Genomic DNA, 17,463 nt, shown 5'->3' with positions numbered 1-17,463 from the left:
AGGAGGCAGAATGAAAACGCTGCTGATGGTAGACAGTTCGCTGGGGCAGGCCCGTGGCCACCTGGCGAAACGCATGCTGGAGGCTGCCGCGGCCAAAACCGGCCTGACGCTGGTCGAGTCGCTGCAGGACGCCGAACTGGTGGCGGTGGCGGGGCAGTCTGCCCCTGCTGACGCCGGGCTGAACGGCAAATTGGTGTATGTGGGCGACGTAGAGCAGGCGGTGCGTGAGCCGGAGGCTTTTCTGGCGCGCGCCAAGGCCGAAGCTGAAACCTATCAGGCACCGCAGGCGGCGCCGGTGAAAGCCGATGGGCAAAAACGCATCGTGGCGATCACCGCTTGCCCAACCGGCGTGGCGCACACCTTTATGGCGGCCGAAGCCATTGAAAGTGAAGCGAAGAAACGCGGCTGGTGGGTGAAGGTGGAAACGCGCGGCTCCGTCGGTGCCGGCAACGCCATCACCCCGGAAGAAGTGGCGGCGGCGGATCTGGTGATCGTCGCGGCGGATATCGAGGTGGATCTGGATAAGTTTGCCGGTAAGCCGATGTACCGCACTTCCACCGGCCTGGCGCTGAAGAAAACCGCCCAGGAACTGGACAAGGCGCTGGCCGAGGCCGAGGTGTTCCAGCCGCAGCAGCGCGGCAGTGCGGCGCCGGCGGGTAAAAAGAAAGAGGGCAACGGCCCGTATCGCCACCTGCTGACCGGCGTGTCCTACATGCTGCCGATGGTGGTGGCCGGCGGTCTGTGTATCGCGCTGTCGTTCGTGTTCGGCATCAAGGCGTTTGAAGTCAAAGGCACGTTGGCGGCGGCGCTGATGCAGATCGGCGGCGGCTCCGCCTTTGCGCTGATGGTGCCGGTATTGGCCGGTTTCATCGCCTTCTCCATCGCGGATCGCCCGGGCCTGACGCCGGGCCTGATCGGAGGCATGCTGGCCGTGAGCACCGGCGCCGGGTTCCTCGGCGGCATCATCGCCGGTTTCCTGGCGGGTTACGTCGCCAAGGCGATCAGCAGCAAGCTGCGTCTGCCGCAGAGCATGGAAGCGCTAAAGCCAATCTTGATCATTCCGCTGGTGGCCAGCCTGATCACCGGTCTTATCATGATTTACGTGGTCGGCACGCCGGTGGCGAAAATCATGGAAGGCCTGACCCATTGGCTGCAGTCGCTGGGCACCGCCAACGCGGTGCTGCTGGGGGCGATTCTCGGCGCGATGATGTGTACCGACATGGGCGGTCCGGTGAACAAAGCGGCCTACGCCTTTGGCGTGGCGCTGCTCAGCTCCTCGGTGTATGCGCCAATGGCGGCGATCATGGCCGCCGGCATGGTGCCTCCGCTGGCGATGGGGCTGGCGACGCTGCTAGCGCGCCACAAGTTCGAGAAATCCGAACGGGAAGGCGGCAAAGCGGCGCTGGTGCTGGGCCTGTGCTTTATCTCTGAAGGGGCGATCCCGTTCGCCGCCCGCGATCCGATGCGCGTGCTGCCTTGCTGCATCGCCGGCGGGGCGCTGACCGGTGCGCTGTCGATGGCGTTCGGCGCCAAACTGATGGCGCCGCACGGCGGGCTGTTCGTGCTGCTGATCCCGGGCGCAATCACGCCGGTGCTGCTGTATCTGGTGGCGATCGCCGCCGGTACCCTGCTGGCGGGCGTGGCTTATGCCCTGCTGAAGCGTGCTGAAACGTCGGTGCCCGCCGCGGCGTAACTGACGTCGGTATCGCCAAAACGCGCAGCCCTGGGCTGCGCGTTTTTGTTTGTGGTTTAGGCCGTTAGCACGATTTACCTCTGGCCAAAAGCCACACCGCTTTCTAAGCTGACAGCGCGACTTTGTTCATGCGAACAAGGAATGACTCAAGGAGATTCATCCGTGGCTAAAAAAGTGGCGATCGTACTGGCATCCGGTTTCGCCGATTGGGAATACGCGCTGATTGCCGGCGTTGGCGGCCCGTTTTATGGGCTGGAGGTGGCGTTTTTTGCGCCGCAGCCCGGAAAGTTTCGCTCGCAGGGCGGGCTGACGGTAGAGGTTGAAAAAAGCGTGGCCGAATTGGCGGATTGGCGCCCCGAGGTGCTGGTGGTGGTCGGCGGTACCCTGTGGGAAACCGAACGGGCGCCGGACATCAGCGCGTTGCTCAACGAGCAGTTTCAACGCGGCGCAACCTTGACGGGCATTTGCGGTGGAACGTTGGCGCTGGCGCGGGCCGGCCTGTTGAACGGCAGGGCGCATACCTCCAACGATGCTGGGTTTTTGACGCGCCATGCTGAGGGCTACACCGGGCAGCGCCATTTCGTTGCGAGCGCCGCCGCCGTCGTGGATGACCGTGTCATTACGGCACCGGGATCGGCGCCGGTCAGCTTTACCACCGCCGTGTTCAGGGCTGCGGGCCTGGATGAAGAGACGCTGCGCCAGCTCAGCGCCATGCTGGCGGCGGAGCACGCGGTGGGGGAAACCGCTCGCGCCTAGGCGAGCGGCCAGAGGTGGGTTACTGCTGTGCCTTCAGCCAGGCGATCTCTTCCGCCCAGATATCCGGATTTACCGTTTCCAGAATCAGCGGGATATTGTCGAAACGCGGATCGCGCATGATGTAGCTGAACACCGTTTTGCCGATGTTGCCCTCTCCCAGGCTGTGGTGGCGGTCGACGCGGCTGTTGAACTCGCTCTTGGCGTCGTTCAGGTGCATGCCGCGCAGGTAGTTGAAACCGACGATGTCGCCAAGCTGCTTAAAAGTGCGCTCGCACTCTTCTTCGGTACGCAGATCGTATCCGGCGGCGAAGGCGTGGCAGGTGTCGATGCAAACGCCGACGCGGCTCTTGTCTTCCACGCCGTCGATGATCGCCGCCAGATGTTCGAATTTGAAGCCCAGGTTACTGCCCTGGCCGGCGGTGTTTTCGATCACCGCCGTCACGCCGGCGGTTTTGTCCAGCGCGATGTTGATCGATTCGGCGATGCGCGCCAGGCACTTGTCTTCATCGATTTGCAGCAGGTGGCTGCCCGGGTGGAAGTTCAGCAGCGTTAGCCCCAGCTGTTCGCAGCGCTGCAACTCGTCGATAAACGCCTCGCGCGATTTTTCCAACGCCTCGGCCACCGGGTGGCCCAGGTTGATCAGGTAGCTGTCGTGCGGCAGGATTTGCCCCGGCCCGAAGCCGTACTGCGCGCAGGCGCTCTTGAACTTATCGATCACGTCGGCGGCCAGCGGCGCGGCCTTCCATTGACGCTGATTTTTGGTGAACAGGGCGAACGCGGTCGCCTCCAATTCGTGCGCGCGGATAACCGCCTGATCCACGCCGCCTGACGCGCTGACATGTGCACCGACAAACTTCATCTTCATTCTCCTGTGTTATCGGTGACATTATGGCATTGATGGCGGGCGGATTGAATGATGAAAAGCGGCGGCCCGCCGAAGCGGGCCGCTGAAGGGGATGATTAGAGCCAGTGTTGCACCAGCTGGTTTATCGCGCCGCCGCCGACCAGCAGCCAGACGAACAGCAGCGTGGCCAACAGAATCGGTTTCATCCCGGCCTGGCGCACGGCGCTGATGTGGGTGGTCAAGCCCAGCGCCGCCATCGCCATCGCCAGCATCCAGGTGTCGGCGGTGATCAGATGGTGCACCAGCGTGGCCGGCAGCAGGTTGAAGGAGTTCAGCCCGGCGACGGCGATAAACAGCACGGCAAACCACGGAATGGTGATGGCGGATTTTTCCGCCTTGCCTGCGCTGCCGCGGCTGATGTAGCCCGACAGCAGCAGCAGGAACGGCGCCAGCATCATCACGCGGATCATCTTGGCGATCACCGCCGCATTTTCGGCGTCCGGCCCAATGGCGTGCCCGGCCGCAACCACCTGAGCCACTTCGTGGATGGTGGAGCCGGCGTAGATGCCGAAGGTTTCCTGGCTGAACGGCAGCCACTGGAAGTGTTCATTCAGCTGATACAGCCATGGGTAGGCGAAGATCGCCAGGGTGCCGAACACCACCACGGTCGAGACCGCCACCGCCACTTTGCTGGAGTCGGCCTTCAGCACCGGCTCGGTGGCCATCACCGCCGCCGCGCCGCAAATGCTGCTGCCGGCGCCGATCAGCATCGCGGTCTGGCTGTCGATGCCAAACACTTTCTTGCCGAGCCAGCAGGCCAGCAGGAAGGTGGTGGTCAGGGTCAGCGCATCGATGATGATGCCGCTGGCGCCCACGTCGGCGATTTGCTGAAAGGTCAGGCGGAAGCCGTAAAGGATAATGCCCAGACGCAGCAGGCGTTGTTTGGCCAGCTGTACGCCGCCGTGACAAACGGTTTGCCAGCGGGGATACAGCGTGTTGCCCACCAGAATGCCGAACAGGATCGCCAGCGTCAGCGCCCCCAGGCCCAGCTCCGCCACCCAGGGAATGTCGCCGGCCCAGACGGCCAGCGCGGTGAGCGCGCCGGTGAGCGCCAGCCCCGGCACCAGGCGCGGCAGGCCGAACAGCGGAAAGCGTCGCTCGGGATAAGTGTGAGTGGTATCAGTCGCCATAAAAGTCAGTCCTTCAGTCTGTTTCTTGCTGCTAAGAGTACGTTTGGGCTGAATAAAAGAGAAATTGATTATATATTTATAACCTATCTGAATAAGTGGTATGGCGTCAGGCATTGGCATAAAGCCGCATTGCGGCTAGGGTGAGGAGGAGCGGCGAGCCGCCGTCAACTTTCCAACTGAACAGGAGCAGGCGATGGATACCGACGATCAACGCAGAGAGCAGATAGACCAGGAAGTGGGGCGCGCGGTGCGGCGGTTGATTGAAGAAAACAAGGTGGTCGATCGCGATCGCCTGGTGGCGATGCTGCAATTAATACAGCGGGACGAAGCCGGCACGCCGCGCGAGGCGGTGCTGGCCGCGGCGGCGCAGCTGGTCGCCTTGGGCAAGTAACGCGCCGAATTGGCCGTAAACCGGGTAGCCTCGCCGGGCTACCCACATCATGTTGACATCATTTTGTGGTTCTCTGGCAGAACCCTTTTTCACTACCGGGACGGCTATGCATATCACGTTGCGTCAACTGGAAGTCTTCACCGAAGTGCTGAAAAGCGGTTCGACCACTCAGGCCTCGGTGGTGCTGGCGCTGTCGCAGTCGGCGGTCAGCGCGGCGCTGGCGGATCTGGAGGGGCAACTGGGCGTGCAGCTGTTCGATCGCGTCGGCAAACGGCTGGTGATCAACGAGCACGGCCGGTTGCTGTATCCCAAGGCGCTGGCGCTGCTGGAGCAGGCGGGGGAAATCGAGCAGCTGTTTCGCCATGACGGCGGGGCGCTGCGCATCGCCGCCAGCAGCACCATCGGCAACTACATGCTGCCGGAGATGATCGCCCGTTACCGCCGGGACTTTCCGGCCACGCCGCTGGAGCTGAACGTCGGCAACAGCCAGGACGTGATCGTGGCGGTGGCGGATTTCCGCGTCGATCTGGGGCTGATCGAAGGGCCTTGCCATATGCCGGAGCTGGTGACGCAGCCGTGGCTGGAGGACGAGCTGGTGGTGTTCGCCGCGCCGGACAACCCGCTGACCCATCAACCGCCGACGCTCGAGGCGTTGGCCAATGCGCCGTGGATCTTGCGCGAGCGCGGTTCGGGCACCCGCGAGGTGCTGGATCATCTGCTGTTGGCGCACCTGCCGCACTTCCAGCTGGTGATGGAGCTCGGCAACTCGGAGGCTATCAAGCACGCGGTGCGGCACGGCATCGGCATCAGCTGCCTGTCGCGGCGGGTGGTGGCGGAACAGCTGGCCAGCGGCGCGCTGGTAGAACTGCCGGTACCGCTGCCGCCGCTGCGGCGCACCCTGTACCTGATCCGCCATCGGCAAAAGCACATTTCCAACGCATTACAGCGTTTTCTCAGCTATTGCGCGCTGTAATCGGCAGCGCGTCACGCCCTCTGCTGCCGCGCAGGCCGGAAAAAGCATAAAAACCTGCGCGCGCTCACATTAATGAGAGTAAGTAAGGCCATAAGGGCCGCGGCTAATAATTGCCTCTGAATTATGAAGCTATCTTATATCAGTGCAATGTTGCTAGTTCACCGGCGGGTATTTGTTACAATCCGCCCTCATTTTTCAAAGAGCAAATAGGGTACGAATGGCTCAGCAGGATATAAAAACATCGGGGCAGCAAGCACCCGGATTGCGCCGCGAGCTGAAAGCCCGGCATTTGACCATGATCGCCATCGGCGGCTCCATCGGCACCGGCCTGTTCGTCGCCTCGGGCGCCACGGTTTCTCAGGCAGGCCCCGGCGGAGCGCTGCTGTCTTACGCGCTGATCGGTTTGATGGTGTACTTCCTGATGACCAGCCTGGGCGAACTGGCGGCCTTTATGCCGGTCTCCGGTTCATTCTCCACCTACGGCGCCAAATACGTGGAAGAAGGCTTCGGCTTCGCGCTGGGCTGGAACTACTGGTACAACTGGGCGGTGACCATCGCCGTTGACCTGGTGGCCTCGCAGTTGGTGATGAGCTACTGGTTCCCGGACACCCCCGGCTGGATCTGGAGCGCGCTGTTCCTCGGCCTGATGTTCCTGCTGAACTACATTTCGGTGAAAGGGTTCGGCGAGGCGGAATACTGGTTCGCGCTGATCAAGGTCAGCACCGTGATTATCTTCATCGCCGTCGGCGTGCTGATGATCGTCGGCATTCTGAAGGGCGGCGAGCACGCCGGCTGGCAGAACTGGACGATAGGGGACGCGCCGTTCGCCGGTGGCTTCTCGGCGATGATCGGCGTGGCCATGATCGTCGGCTTCTCGTTCCAGGGCACCGAGCTCATCGGTATCGCGGCCGGCGAATCGGAAAACCCGGGTAAAAACATCCCGCGCGCGGTGCGTCAGGTGTTCTGGCGTATCCTGCTGTTCTATATCTTCGCCATTCTGATCATCAGCCTGATCATTCCGTATACCGATCCGAGCCTGCTGCGCAACGACGTGAAGGACATCAGCGTCAGCCCGTTCACCCTGGTGTTCCAGCATGCCGGCCTGCTGTCGGCGGCGGCGGTGATGAACGCGGTGATCCTGACGGCGGTGCTGTCGGCCGGTAACTCGGGCATGTACGCCTCTACCCGCATGCTGTTCACCCTGGCGTCGGAAGGCAAGGCGCCGCGCATCTTCGCCAAGCTGTCGAAAGGCGGCGTGCCGCGCAACGCGCTGTACGCGACCTGCGTGGTGGCCGGGCTGTGCTTCCTGACGTCGATGTTCGGCAACCAGTCGGTTTACCTGTGGCTGCTCAATACCTCGGGTATGACCGGTTTCATCGCCTGGTTGGGCATCGCTATCAGCCACTATCGCTTCCGTCGCGGTTACATGCTGCAGGGGCGCGATCTGAACGACTTGCCGTACCGTTCCGGGTTCTTCCCGCTGGGGCCGATCTTCGCCTTCGTGCTGTGCCTGATCATTACCCTGGGCCAGAACTACCAGGCCTTCCTGCAAGACAAGATCGACTGGTACGGCGTGACCGCGACCTACATCGGCATTCCGCTGTTCCTGCTGATCTGGTTTGGTTACAAGCTGTCGCGCGGCACCCGCGTCGTGAAGTACAGCGAAATGGAATTCCCGAAGATGGACGTGAAGTAATTTTCGGAGAGTGAGACGCGGCGGGGGTTCCCGCCGCGTGTGGTTTTACTTTTTCCCGCCTTTGGCTTCCGCCAGCGCCTGCTGCGCCGAGCTCATCAAATCTTCCACCGTCGCATAATCCTGCGTCAACGCCAAAATGCCGGCGTTGAGCTGCATGTTCACCTCGCCGAATGCGCCAAAATCGTAGGGCGCCTCCAGCGGCGGCACGATGCGCGCGAGGAACTCGCTTTCCGCGCCGTAGGGCAGATCGTGCACCAGTATCAAAAACAGGCCGCCGGTATAGCGGCAGACGTAGTCGCTGGGGCGGATCAGCGTCTTGAGGCGCTCGCCGACGGTGCGCAGCACGTCATCGCCAATCTGGACGCCGTGGCTTTGGTAGAGCGCAGCCAGCGGACCGAACTCAAGAATGAACAGGTGGGAGATCGTCTGCGCCGCTGCGGGGCGGCAGATGCTGCGCATCACCACCTCGCCGCCCGCTCGGTTGAGGAAGCCGGTCAGGCGATCGCGGTGCGACGCCTGCTGCTTCTCCCAAGCCAGCGTGACGTGCTGTACCCGCTGACGGTGGTAGCGAGCGATCATGCCATGGGCTAGCACCAGCCACAGCGGCGCGAGGTCCGCCAGGACAAACAGGTTTTGCACGCGCGACAGCGGTGCCGCCAGCAGGTAGGGCAGCGTCAGCGCGATCACCTCAAGCAGCGCGAAGCGCGGCGCGGCGGCGTGGCGCTGCATCAGCCAGCAGGCCAGGGCGGTGATCGTCAGCCCGGCGAACAGGATTAAAACGAAGCGGCCTGACAGCATCGCCAGCGCGGCGCTGGCGCCGACCAGCAGCATCCACAGCAGCACTGTCACCAGCATGGCGTCCGGCCAGCCGGGTTGGCGCCGCTGCGCCAACCCGGCGCGTCCGGCGGTTAACAGCAACAGCAGCAGCAGCAAACCGATGCCGACCAGCCGTTGGTTCAGCCAGGCGTATCCCACCAACAGCGCCGCCGGCCCCACGGCATTCAGCCAGGGGGTGAGGGGAGAGGGCGTCAGCGTGAGCCGCAGCTGGCGTTGAAACGGCTTGTCGTCGGCGTGCAGCGGGCTGTACAACAGCCAGTTCAGCAGCGCCGGGCGTTTGGGCGTTACCGCCGGAGATGGACTTCTCATTACAGCCTCGTCAATAAAGGCCGCTCTTGCGGCGGCCTGAAGGTTTTTTGCACGCGCGGTGCTGTGCTTTTGGATTCTAAGTGGTTTTTTCGTTATTTGTCAGAGTCTGGTCGGATCAGGAATAACTTTCAGAATAATGAACCTAATGGCCGTTGGCGGGGTAAAGGCGAGGGGATGAAAAATGGCGATAGAAAACAATTTATTACATTTTCTTAACGCCGTTTTCACCTATTGATATGATTGATAAGTATTATCGTTTGCTTTATTGTTAACGGCTGCGCGCAGGCTGTCGCCACGCGCTTTCCGGTTTACGGCGGACGCTTTCGCGCCGCTGTCATGATGGTTGTAACAGGTATCCTAACTAATGAGCGTATCCACCGATCCCATGACTGAAGCCAAGGGGCAACCCGACGCCGGCGTGATGGGGCGTTATCAGCATATTCTTCGCCATCGCCTGTTGATGATGGGCGTGTTGGCACTGGCAATCCTGGGCTCGCTGCTGCTGGATTTCACCATGGGGCCGTCCGGGCTGTCGCTGTCGTCCTTATGGCAAACGCTGCTCGATCCCGCCGCGGCCGATGCCGGCACGCGGGTGATCGTCTGGGACATCCGGTTGCCTTATGCGCTGATGGCGGTGGTGGTGGGCTTTGCGCTCGGCCTGGCCGGGGCGGAAATGCAGACCATCCTGAATAACCCACTGGCCAGCCCCTTTACCCTCGGCGTGTCTTCCGCCGCGGCCTTTGGCGCCGCGCTGGCGATCGTGCTCGGCATCGGCATTCCGGGCATTCCCGATCAGTGGTTCATCTCTGCCAACGCCTTTATCTTTGCGCTGTTCGCCGCGCTGATGCTCGACGGCATCACGCGTTGGACGCGGGTCGCCACCTCCGGCGTGGTGCTGTTCGGCATCGCGCTGGTGTTTACCTTCAACGCGCTGGTATCGATGATGCAGTTCATCGCCAGCGAGGACACGCTGCAGGGGCTGGTATTCTGGACCATGGGCAGCCTGGCGCGCGCCTCGTGGGGCAAGCTGGGCATCCTGTTCGGCGTATTCGCCGTGCTGCTGCCGCTGTCGATGATGAGCTCGTGGAAACTGACCGCGCTGCGTCTGGGTGAAGATCGGGCGGTGAGCTTCGGTATCGATGTGCGCCGTCTGCGGCTGGCCACGCTGCTGCGCATCAGCATTCTCTCGGCGCTGGCGGTGGCCTTCGTCGGGCCGATCGGCTTTATCGGCCTGGTGGCGCCGCACATCGCCCGCATGATCTTCGGCGAAGATCACCGCTTCTATCTGCCGGCCAGCGCGCTGATTGGCGCGCTGGTGCTGTCGATGGCCTCGGTGGCGTCGAAAAATCTGGTGCCCGGGGTGATCATTCCGGTGGGCATCGTCACGTCGCTGGTCGGGGTGCCGTTCTTCCTGAGCATTATTCTGCGCCACCGGGGGAACGTATGATCCAGGGCTTACGAATAGAAAACTTCTCGGCGGGCTACCCGAAGCGCCCGGTGATCGACGATCTCTCGGTGCCGATGCTGCCACGGGGGCAAATCACCGTGCTGCTGGGGCCGAACGGCAGCGGCAAATCGACGCTGCTGCGCTCGCTGGCCGGGCTGAACCCGGCGCAGGGCAAGCTGTGGCTGGACGACGGCGATCTGATGCAGATGCCGTTCGCCCGTCGGGCGGAGAAAGTGGTCTATCTGCCGCAGTCGCTGCCCGCCGGGGTGCATCTGCACGTGCTGGAGTCGATCATCGTGGCGCAGCGCGCCTCGGGCGGCCGCAGCAACGCCGGCAGCGAAGCGGAAGTGATGGCCCTGCTGGAGCAGTTGGGCATCGCGCACCTGGCGCTGAGCTACCTCGATCAACTGTCCGGCGGCCAGAAACAGCTGGTGGGATTGGCGCAGTCGCTGATCCGTCAGCCCTCGCTGCTGCTGCTGGATGAGCCGCTGAGCGCGCTCGATCTCAACTATCAGTTCCACGTGATGGATTTGGTGCGCCGCGAAACCCGCAAGCGCAATATCGTGACGGTGGTGGTAGTGCATGACATCAACATCGCGCTGCGCCACGGCGACCACGTGCTGATGCTGCAGGATGGCGATCTGATCGCCGACGGTGCGCCGGAGCAGGTGATTACGCCGCAGAGCCTGGCACGGGTCTACGGCGTGCGCGGGCGCATCGAACGCTGCTCGCAGGGCACGCCGCAGGTGCTGATAGACGGCCTGGTAAACCAGCCGACGATTTAACCCAAGAAAAAGCCCGGCATCGCCGGGCTTTCTTTATCGCGCAGTGTGGTTCAGCGCCTCGCTCACGCGTTCGACGACGTGCTGGGCGGTGACGATGCCGCCGGACAGATACACCTCGGCCGCCGGCAGGTAAACCACCTGGCCTTTTTTCACCGCCGTGGTTTTCTTCAGCGCGGTACCGGTAAGGATTTTCTGCGGTGCCACCGCGTTCGGCCGTCCGGTCGCGGCGTCTCTGTCGATAACGAACAGCCAGTCCGGATTCAGTTTGGCCACCTGCTCAGGCGTCAGCTTGTTGCCGCGCACGTCTTTTTCGTCGGACTGCAGCGCAGACGAGAAGCCGAGGGCGTCATAGACGAAGCTGAAACGGCTCTTGGGGGCGTAGGCGCTGATCTTGCCGCCGGAGAACAGCACCACCAGCCCGCGCCCGGCCTGAGCGGCCTGTGGTTTGACCGCCGCGATCTGCGCATCCAGCTTATCGACCGCCGCCTGCGCCTGCTGCCGCTTATCGAACAGCTCGCCCAGCTGCAGCGTGCGCTGTTTCAGGCTGCCCAGCTGATCCTGCGGATCGACGGACATGTTCAGCGTCGGCGCCAGCGCGTTCAGCTCGTCATAGGCTTTGGACGCCCGGCCGGCGATCAGGATCAGATCCGGCTTGGCGGCGCGCAGCACGGCCATATCCGGCTCGAACAGGGTGCCGGCATTGAGGTATTTGTCATCCTGATAACGCTTCAGATTATCCGGCAAGTTCTTGCGGTTGCCGGGCAGCGCCAGCGGCTCGACGCCCAACAGCTGCAGCGTTTCAAGCGAGGCGTAATCCAGCACCACGATGCGCTGCGGGTGCTTTTTCACCTCGGTGCTGCCGTTCAGGTGCTGGACGTTGACGGTGGCCGGCGCCACCGGCGCGTCGGTTTTGCTGTGGCAACCCGCCAGCGCCATCGCGGCCAGCAGGGCGATCATCAGGGGGGAGCGGCGTAATCTCATGGGGCTTCCTCACGGTGATGGAATGAAAAGGGCGCGCAGCGCGCGCCCAGGGGCATCAGAAGTTGTAGGTCATGCCGACGGTGTAACGGCGGCCGTCCAGCGTGGTGCGGTAGTGGTCGTAATCCACGGTTTTGTCGAGGATGTTGTAAACCCCGCCGGTCAGCTGCAGGTTCTTCGCCGCCTGATAACTCAGGCCCGCATCGACAAAGGTGTAGGATGGGGTGCTGGTCTCCATCGACGTGCGGCTCAGGTAGTCAGAGGTGCGGCTGCGGAAGTTGACGCGCGACCACAGGCTGAGGTCCTGCGTGGCCTGCCAGTCCAGCACGGTGTTGAGCATGTGCTTCGGCATCTGGTTGAGCGCCTTACCCTGGAAGTCGCCGCTCTTCTGTTCGGAAGCGGTGTAGGTGTAGTTGGTGTTCCACTTCCAGTCTTTGTTGATCTGCCAGCCGAAGGTGGCCTCTACGCCGCGCATATTGGCTTTGTCGACGTTGACGCGATCGCTGATAAAGTCATAGACATCGTTGCCGATCTTGCAGTCCGGCGTGTCTTCGCAGCGGCGTACTTCGGTGATCTTGTTCTTGAAGTCGGTGTTGAAGACCGTCACGCCGGCGTTGACGCCTTTCAGGCTATCCCACATCAGGCCGATCTCTTCGCTCAGGCTCTTCTCCGGCTGCAGATCCGGGTTGCCGACGATGATGCCGTTACGCACGCCGCCGCCGGTGACCTGGCCCCAGCTGGCGGAGGATTGGCGCAGATCCGGCGAACGGTAGCCGGCGGAGACGCCGCCTTTCATCGTCCACTGCTCGGTCAGGTGCCAGACGCCGTACATGCGCGGCGACCAGTGGCTGCCGAAGTTCTGATCGCGGTCCATACGGATGCCGCTGGTCAGGCTGAAGTCGTTGGTCAGCGCCCATTCGTCTTCGGCGAACAGCGCCCAGCTCCAGCGCGTCAGCTGGTTGACGTCTTTCGCCGAGCTCAGCTGGTTGCCGCTGTCGCCCAATTTCTCATAGCGGTATTGGCCGCCGAGGTTCAGCATATGGGAACCCAGCTCGAACTGGTTCTGGGTGTTGAAGATGGTGTTATACATCTTCATCTTGCGACCCGGGTTATTGGTCTCTTCCCGCTGAACGTAGCTGGTGGAGTTGCCGAAGTCGTAATAACCGTTGTGGGTCAGCGAGTAGTTGGTGCGCGTGTAGAGATCTTCGCTGCGAGAGGTAGGTTTGCACTTGCCTTTGCTGCAACGCTCTGCCACCACCGATTTGCCCGGTGTGCTGTTGCGATCCTGCAGCGAGCGGCCGATTTCGAAGTCGAATTCGTTTTTCTCGTCCGGCGTCAGGGTGAACACCGCGGTGCCGCTGCGCATGCGCTGTTCGTTGTAACCGTTGGCGATTTTATCTTCGGCGCGGCGCGACAGCAAGCCGTTGACCCGCACGCCGAGCAGGCCTTCAATCAGCGGGCCGGAGGCGTAGGCGTTGGTCTGGAACAGATCGCCGGAATCGCGGTTTTCCTGAAGGGTGGCGTCGCCGTGCAGCGAGCCTTTCCACTCGGTGCGGGAGGTCTTGCGGGTGATGACGTTGATCACGCCGCCCATGGCGTCGGAACCGTACAGCGAAGACATCGGCCCGCGCACCACTTCGATACGCTCGATGGCTTCCATCGGCGGCAGCCAGCCCTGTTCGATGCCGGCGTTGTCGCTGTTCGGACGGGTACCGCGGGTGTCAACGCGCTTGCCGTCCACCAGGATCAGCGTGTACTTGGAGGACATGCCGCGGATGCTGATGTCACTGCTGCTGGCGCCGCCGGTGACCACCACGCCCGGCACGTCTTTCAGCGCGTCGGTCACGTCGCGATAGGCCTTGTCTTCAATTTGCTGGCGTGGGATCACCGAGATGGAAGCGGCGGAGTCCTGAATTTTTTGCTGGAAGCCGGAGGCGGTGACGACCATGGTGTCCTGGGTGTCATCCTGCGGCGCGGCCAGCGCGGCGGTGGCGCTGAGTGAGGCGACGACCAGAGCGGCGAGCTTGCTGTAACGTGGCGTTTCCATGAGGTAAACCTTTCCTGGATTGAAGTGAAAGTAATTAACCAATTGAATTTCTAATGAAATTATTCATCGTTCGCTGAGAAATACTTCGCTTCGTCAGCGTTGCGTGAGGGTATTGTAAGGATTTTTTACTGAATGTAAACGCTAATGATAATTCATATCATTTGTATGCTTGTTCTGCTGACGGGAAAGGGTAACCGGATGAATTAAAGGGAAAAGCGGCGCAGCGAGCGTGCGCCGGGGAGGATCAGCGTTTCTGGATGTAGGTGATGGCCAGCGCCAGCGCCAGCACCAGGCCTTTGATAATGTCCATGGCGTAGTAGGGGACCGACAGCATCACCAGGCCGTTTTGCAGCACGCCGAGGATCACCGCGCCGATCAGGGTGCCGAGCGCATTGGGTTTACCGGACCCGGCCAGCGAGAAGCCGATATAGGCCGCCGCCACCGCGTCCATCAGATAACCGCCGCCGGCGTTGACCTGCGAAGAGCCGATACGTGACGCCAGCAAAATGCCGCCAAGGGCCGCCAACCAAGAGGAAATGACGTAAGCGGCAACCCTGTAACGCACGGTGCGGATGCCCGACAGACGCGCCGCTTCGGGGTTGCCGCCGATGGCATACATGCGGCGGCCATGTTTGGTCAACGACAGGAACAGCTGCACCGCCACGGTGACCGCCAGCATGATCAGCACGATCACCGGCACCTGGCCGAGGGCGGAAAACACCTCCGGGATCAGGCCTTCCGCCATGTCGCCATTCGGCAGCACCATGTTTTGGGTGATGGATCCGCCGTAGCTGTAGGTCATCGCCACGCCCTGGATCACGAACAGGCTGGCCAGCGTTGCCAGCATATCGGGGATTTTTAGCACCACGATCAGCAGGGCGTTGAACAGGCCGACCAGCGTGCACAGCAGCAGCGTTACCACGATGGCGCCGGTGGTGCCGAACCCGTGCCAGACGAACAGTGAAATCACCAGCGCGTTGGCCAACGAGGCGGTTGAGCCGACCGACAGATCGAAACCGCCGACCGACAGCGAGATAGAGACGCCGATGGCGATCACCGTCACGATGGCGATCGAGCGCAGGATATTGATGATGTTGTTGGCATCGAGAAAGTTGTCCGATGCCAGGCCGAACAGGGCGATCAGCGCCGCCACGGTCAGCAACATGCCCCATTTGTAGAGGAAATCGTACAGCTGTTGGCGCCAGGGCAGCGCAGGCCGCAGGGCTAATTCTTTACTCACGCAGGGGTTCCTCCGGTGGAATAGAGCAATAAGGTTTCTTCGTCGATGTCGGCGGCGTTCAACTCCGCCACGATGCGGCCGTCCCACAGCACGCAGATGCGATCGCACAGGCCAACCAGCTCGGCGAACTCGCCGGAGGCGTAAATCACGCCTTTGCCGGCGCGCGCCAGGCCGTCGATCAGGCCAAACAGCTCTTGCTTGGCCTTGATGTCCACGCCCTTGGTCGGTTCATCGAAGATCAGCACCTCGGCGTCGCCGCGCAGCCATTTGCCGATCGCCACTTTTTGTTGATTGCCGCCGGACAGGCGCGCCAGCCGCTGTTGCGGGCCCGAGGCGCGAATGTTCAGGCGCTGCATGATCTCGCGCGCCCAGCGCAGCTCTTGCCGCCGGCTGAACAGGCTCCAGCGCGAGAAGCTGTCGTCGGCGCTGACGCTCAGGTTCATCGGGATCGCCTCATCGATGAAGATGCCTTCTTTGCGGCGCTCTTCCGGCACCAGCGCCAATCCTTGTTCGACCGAGAGGTGCGGCGCGCGCGGCGCCCAGGGTTGCCCGCGCAGCTCGCCGCGCTCAAGCTGCACGGCGCTGGCGCCGAACAGCGCTTTGCACAGCTCGGTTTTGCCGGCTCCAGCCAGCCCGGCGATGCCGAGAATTTCGCCCTCATGCAGCCGCAGCGAAACGTCGCGCAGCTTGTGGCGATCGCGCAAGCCTTGCACCTGCAGCAGCGTTCGCTTGGCGTGCGGCGGGCGCGGCGGCGGGAAAATGTCGTCCAGCCGATGGCCGAGCATCTTCTCGACGATCTGCTCGCCGCTCAGCCCGCGCATGGGGTCTTCACTGACGCGCCGGCCATCGCGCAGCACCGTCAGCCGATCGCAAATGTCGCTCAGTTCGTGGATGCGGTGGGAAATAAACACGATGCCGATGCCTTCGGATTGCAGGCGGCGCACCACGTTAAACAGGCGCTCGCTCTCGGCGCGATCGAGCGGCGCGGTCGGTTCGTCGAGCACCAGAAAACGGCAGCGGTGCGACAGCGCGCGCGCCAGCAACACCTGCTGTTTTTCCGCCAGCGTGCAGTCCGCCAGCCGCCTGCGTGGGTTGAGCGGCAGCGCCCATTGCTGCAGCAACTGCGCGGCGCGGCGATGCAGCTCCGCCCAGTTCAGCCAGTGGCCCGGCTCATTCAGCCAGTCCAGCATGATGTTTTCCGCCACCGACAGCGTGGGGATCAGCGCGACGTCGACCTCTTGCTGCACCACGTGAATACCGTGGCGGCGCGCCTGCAGCGGGGAGTGGATCGCCATCGCCTGGCCGTCGATCAGGATCTCGCCGCGATAATGATCGTGGGCGCCGGAGAGGATCGCCATCAGCGTCGACTTGCCCGCGCCGTTGGCGCCGACCAGCGCGTGGATTGAACCGCCCTGCAGCGTGAAGTCCACGTCCTGCAGCGCGTTGAAGCCGGAGAAGGCGATCGAGATATTGCGCATCTCGAGGCGTGAAGGCGTTGCGGTTGACATTGCGTAATAAGGCCGTTTAGATGTTTAGATGGCTGTTTTGCTCTGTTGTAACACAGATTGCGGCGTTGGCAACCAACAAAATGGCATAACGGTGATGAAAAATGCGTTGGCGGGCAGGGGCGCAACCCGCGTCAGGCTGCGCCGGAGCGATAAGCGGTCAGAAGGTGGTGGGGGTGTGTGCGCTGACGATGCGGCAGATGCGCGCCGAGGTATTGCTGAAGCTGTGCGGGATGCCGGTGTTGATGGCGTAACTCTGGCCGGCGGTCAGGCAGTAGCTCTGGCCGTTGATGGTCAGCACGATCTCGCCCTCCAGCAGGGTGCCGATCTCTTCGCCCTGATGCTTGATCTTTTCACCGGTGGTGGTGCCGGGCTGGTAGGTTTCCAGCATCATCGCCAGGTTGCGCGTCGGGCTGCCGTTGTGCACCAGCTTCATCGACACCCCCTGGCTGCCGATCTCAATCAGATCCTCGGCGTCGATCACCACGCGCGGTTCGTCGGCGGCTTCCGGTTCGGCAAAGAATTCAGACAGCGACAGGCCATACACCTTCAGCAGCTTTTGCAGCGTGCTGATGGCCGGGCTGACCTTGTCCTGTTCGATGGTGCTGATCGCACTGTGGGTTAACCCGGACAGTTCGGCGACCCGGCGCTGCGACAAACCCAATTGCTGACGGATCTGCGACAGGCGTTTGCCCGGTGCCAAGCTGGCTTCGCTCATAGCGGTACTTCCTTCTGGTAGGGGCGACAGGCAGACATGAATATCGCTATCGGG

The 17,463-nt window shown here is 62.5% G+C and carries 15 protein-coding genes; 7 read left to right on the top strand and 8 right to left on the bottom strand.

From position 1 onward, the window contains the following. Positions 1–10: 10 nt before the first annotated feature. A complete protein-coding gene (gene fruA / locus QOL81_RS05345) occupies positions 11–1,693 on the top strand; it encodes a PTS fructose transporter subunit IIBC (protein ID WP_197826862.1) in 1,683 nt (560 codons plus the stop codon). A gap of 162 nt (positions 1,694–1,855) precedes the next feature. Further along, positions 1,856–2,449 (top strand): DJ-1/PfpI family protein, encoded by a 594-nt coding sequence (locus QOL81_RS05340; RefSeq protein WP_080440205.1) that lies wholly within the window; start codon positions 1,856–1,858, stop codon positions 2,447–2,449. 19 nt (positions 2,450–2,468) lie between these two features. Here QOL81_RS05340 and nfo read toward each other — a convergent pair whose 3' ends face one another. Together nfo and QOL81_RS05330 are read right to left on the bottom strand one after the other, a co-directional pair. Beyond that, positions 2,469–3,308, bottom strand: coding sequence for a deoxyribonuclease IV (gene nfo, locus QOL81_RS05335; protein ID WP_016926988.1), 840 nt, complete (start codon positions 3,306–3,308; stop codon positions 2,469–2,471). Between the two features lie 101 nt (positions 3,309–3,409). Beyond that, complete coding sequence (locus QOL81_RS05330; RefSeq protein ID WP_060420222.1) at positions 3,410–4,483, bottom strand: YeiH family protein; 1,074 nt, start codon at positions 4,481–4,483, stop codon at positions 3,410–3,412. 193 nt (positions 4,484–4,676) lie between these two features. Here QOL81_RS05330 and QOL81_RS05325 point away from each other — a divergent pair, with 193 nt between their 5' ends. The 3 genes from QOL81_RS05325 to QOL81_RS05315 all read left to right on the top strand — a co-directional run bounded on the left by QOL81_RS05325 (position 4,677) and on the right by QOL81_RS05315 (position 7,543). Then, the gene (locus QOL81_RS05325; RefSeq protein WP_038877849.1) at positions 4,677–4,874 is read left to right on the top strand and encodes a hypothetical protein; all 198 of its coding nucleotides are present in this window, start codon (positions 4,677–4,679) and stop codon (positions 4,872–4,874) included. Between the two features lie 106 nt (positions 4,875–4,980). Further along, a complete protein-coding gene (gene yieE, locus QOL81_RS05320; protein WP_025303536.1) occupies positions 4,981–5,847 on the top strand; it encodes a DNA-binding transcriptional regulator YeiE in 867 nt (288 codons plus the stop codon). Positions 5,848–6,064: 217 nt separating this feature from the next. Then, on the top strand, positions 6,065–7,543 hold the full coding sequence (locus tag QOL81_RS05315; protein WP_025160186.1) for an amino acid permease: 1,479 nt from the start codon (positions 6,065–6,067) through the stop codon (positions 7,541–7,543). A gap of 45 nt (positions 7,544–7,588) precedes the next feature. On the opposite strand, the gene QOL81_RS05310 is transcribed toward QOL81_RS05315, so the two are convergent. Further along, entirely contained in the window at positions 7,589–8,689 is a 1,101-nt protein-coding gene (locus QOL81_RS05310; protein ID WP_070914533.1) for a GGDEF domain-containing protein, read from the bottom strand. Between the two features lie 364 nt (positions 8,690–9,053). Between QOL81_RS05310 and QOL81_RS05305 the strand changes: the two genes are divergently transcribed. Further along, a complete protein-coding gene (locus QOL81_RS05305) occupies positions 9,054–10,136 on the top strand; it encodes a FecCD family ABC transporter permease (protein ID WP_070914534.1) in 1,083 nt (360 codons plus the stop codon). Further along, positions 10,133–10,921, top strand: a complete 789-nt coding sequence (locus QOL81_RS05300; RefSeq protein ID WP_038877856.1) for an ABC transporter ATP-binding protein — start codon at positions 10,133–10,135, stop codon at positions 10,919–10,921. Before QOL81_RS05305 ends, QOL81_RS05300 begins: the two co-directional genes overlap by 4 nt. Positions 10,922–10,954: 33 nt before the next feature. Here the strand turns inward: QOL81_RS05300 and QOL81_RS05295 are convergent, their stop codons facing one another. The 5 genes from QOL81_RS05295 to puuR all read right to left on the bottom strand — a co-directional run bounded on the left by QOL81_RS05295 (position 10,955) and on the right by puuR (position 17,409). Next, a complete protein-coding gene (locus QOL81_RS05295) occupies positions 10,955–11,902 on the bottom strand; it encodes a siderophore ABC transporter substrate-binding protein (protein ID WP_060420230.1) in 948 nt (315 codons plus the stop codon). A 55-nt stretch (positions 11,903–11,957) separates the two neighbouring features. Beyond that, positions 11,958–13,946 carry a ligand-gated channel protein gene (locus QOL81_RS05290; RefSeq protein ID WP_060420232.1) on the bottom strand — a complete coding sequence of 663 codons (1,989 nt, stop codon included), beginning with the start codon at positions 13,944–13,946 and terminating at the stop codon, positions 11,958–11,960. A 244-nt stretch (positions 13,947–14,190) separates the two neighbouring features. After that, positions 14,191–15,186, bottom strand: a complete 996-nt coding sequence (locus QOL81_RS05285; protein ID WP_283439715.1) for an ABC transporter permease — start codon at positions 15,184–15,186, stop codon at positions 14,191–14,193. Next, the gene (locus QOL81_RS05280; RefSeq protein WP_283439714.1) at positions 15,183–16,694 is read right to left on the bottom strand and encodes a sugar ABC transporter ATP-binding protein; all 1,512 of its coding nucleotides are present in this window, start codon (positions 16,692–16,694) and stop codon (positions 15,183–15,185) included. The genes QOL81_RS05285 and QOL81_RS05280 overlap by 4 nt, the downstream gene beginning before the upstream one ends. A 157-nt stretch (positions 16,695–16,851) precedes the next feature. Continuing rightward, positions 16,852–17,409, bottom strand: a complete 558-nt coding sequence (gene puuR / locus QOL81_RS05275) for an HTH-type transcriptional regulator PuuR (RefSeq protein WP_038877865.1) — start codon at positions 17,407–17,409, stop codon at positions 16,852–16,854. Positions 17,410–17,463: the final 54 nt, after the last annotated feature.

This window comes from Serratia sp. CC22-02 (genome assembly GCF_900182895.1).
Taxonomy (GTDB): Bacteria; Pseudomonadota; Gammaproteobacteria; order Enterobacterales; family Enterobacteriaceae; genus Serratia; species Serratia nevei.
The sequence above is the reverse complement of the archived record's forward strand: the minus strand, read 5'-3'. Positions and strand labels throughout refer to the sequence as shown.

Bases quoted from the DNA above. Each gene is read 5' to 3' on its own strand.
- fruA (WP_197826862.1), top strand. From the start codon at position 11: ATGAAAACGCTGCTGATGGTAGACAGTTCGCTGGGGCAGGCCCGTGGC.
- nfo (WP_016926988.1), bottom strand. From the start codon at position 3,308: ATGAAGTTTGTCGGTGCACATGTCAGCGCGTCAGGCGGCGTGGATCAG.
- QOL81_RS05330 (WP_060420222.1), bottom strand. From the start codon at position 4,483: ATGGCGACTGATACCACTCACACTTATCCCGAGCGACGCTTTCCGCTG.
- QOL81_RS05325 (WP_038877849.1), top strand. From the start codon at position 4,677: ATGGATACCGACGATCAACGCAGAGAGCAGATAGACCAGGAAGTGGGG.
- yieE (WP_025303536.1), top strand. From the start codon at position 4,981: ATGCATATCACGTTGCGTCAACTGGAAGTCTTCACCGAAGTGCTGAAA.
- QOL81_RS05315 (WP_025160186.1), top strand. From the start codon at position 6,065: ATGGCTCAGCAGGATATAAAAACATCGGGGCAGCAAGCACCCGGATTG.
- QOL81_RS05310 (WP_070914533.1), bottom strand. From the start codon at position 8,689: ATGAGAAGTCCATCTCCGGCGGTAACGCCCAAACGCCCGGCGCTGCTG.
- QOL81_RS05305 (WP_070914534.1), top strand. From the start codon at position 9,054: ATGAGCGTATCCACCGATCCCATGACTGAAGCCAAGGGGCAACCCGAC.
- QOL81_RS05300 (WP_038877856.1), top strand. From the start codon at position 10,133: ATGATCCAGGGCTTACGAATAGAAAACTTCTCGGCGGGCTACCCGAAG.
- QOL81_RS05295 (WP_060420230.1), bottom strand. From the start codon at position 11,902: ATGAGATTACGCCGCTCCCCCCTGATGATCGCCCTGCTGGCCGCGATG.
- QOL81_RS05290 (WP_060420232.1), bottom strand. From the start codon at position 13,946: ATGGAAACGCCACGTTACAGCAAGCTCGCCGCTCTGGTCGTCGCCTCA.
- QOL81_RS05280 (WP_283439714.1), bottom strand. From the start codon at position 16,694: ATGTCAACCGCAACGCCTTCACGCCTCGAGATGCGCAATATCTCGATC.
- puuR (WP_038877865.1), bottom strand. From the start codon at position 17,409: ATGAGCGAAGCCAGCTTGGCACCGGGCAAACGCCTGTCGCAGATCCGT.